Annotated in this window: 1 protein-coding gene; it reads left to right on the forward strand. The window is 72.9% G+C overall.

Annotation, left to right across the window (positions count from 1 at the left end):
- Nucleotides 1-1,311 (forward strand): non-ribosomal peptide synthetase (locus ACFO0C_RS10370; RefSeq protein WP_378066370.1); only part of this gene is annotated, 1,311 nt, incomplete at both ends.

Raw genomic sequence — 1,311 nt, forward strand, 5'->3', positions numbered from 1 at the left:
TGGCTGACGCGTCGCCGGTGGTGGTGGTGACGCCCGAGTTCCTGGCCAGCGCCCAGCGCGGTATCGCGGGTGCTGATACCGCACTGGCCGCTGGCCGGGGTGAGCCGGGCGGTATCCGGGGTGCTGGTCCAGCGTTGGGCGGGGGGCAGGGGGCTTATCTGATCTACACGTCGGGGTCTACCGGGCGGCCCAAGGGGGTCGTGGTCGAACACGGCAGCCTGGTCAACTTCTTCCACCATCACCGGGAACGGCTGATCTCGAAGGACCGGCGGCGGGCGGCGCTGTCGGCGGCCCTGGTGTTCGACACGTCGTGGGAGGGCGTGCTCTGGCTGATCGCGGGGCACGAACTGCACCTGCTCGACGACGACACCCGCCGCGACCCGGACCTGTTCGTCGACTACGTGCGGCGGCACCGGATCGATTTCCTCGACGTCACCCCGTCGCTGGCCGGGCCGCTCGCCGACGCGGGACTCCTGGACGGCGAGCACCGGCCGGCGATCGTGGCGCTCGGCGGGGAGGCCGCCGACCCGCGGATCTGGCAGGCGCTGCGCGACGCCGACGGCGTGACCGGCGTCAACCTGTACGGCCCGACCGAATGCACCGTGGACACCCTGATGGCCTGGGTCGCCGACTCGGAGACCCCGTCGGTGGGCCGCCCGATCGGTAACACCAGCGCGTACGTCCTGGACAGCTGGCTGCGGCCGGTCCTGCCCGGCGTCGCCGGCGAGCTGTACCTGTCCGGCGGGCAGCTGGGCCGCGGCTACCTGAACCGGCCGTCCCTGACCGCGGGCCGGTTCGTCGCCGACCCGTTCCGGGCGGGCGAGCGGATGTACCGCACCGGCGACGTGGCCCGCTGGACCGACGCCGGAACCCTCGAGTTCGTCGGGCGCGCCGACGACCAGGTCAAGATCCGCGGGTTCCGGATCGAGCCCGGCGAGGTCGCGGCGGCACTTCAAGAGCATCCGGGGGTACGGCAGGCCGCCGTCGTGCCACACGGGGGACACCTCATCGCGTACATCACCGGAAACGCTCTTGATCTCAGGGTTTGGGCCGCCGAACGGCTCCCGGACCACCTCGTCCCCGCCGCCGTCGTCGTCCTCGACGCGCTGCCGATGACCGTCGCCGGAAAGCTGGACCGGCGCGCCCTGCCCGAACCGGACCTGGCCGGCATCGCCGGCTCGACCGCGCCGCGCACGCCGGCCGAGGAGATCCTCTGTGGCCTGTTCGCCGAGGTCCTGGCCCTGCCGGTGGTCGGCGCGACGGACGACTTCTTCGCTCTCGGCGGGCACTCGCTGACCGCGACCGCGCTGG

The sequence above is a fragment of the Actinoplanes subglobosus genome (assembly GCF_042650585.1).
Lineage (GTDB): Bacteria > Actinomycetota > Actinomycetes > Mycobacteriales > Micromonosporaceae > Actinoplanes > Actinoplanes subglobosus.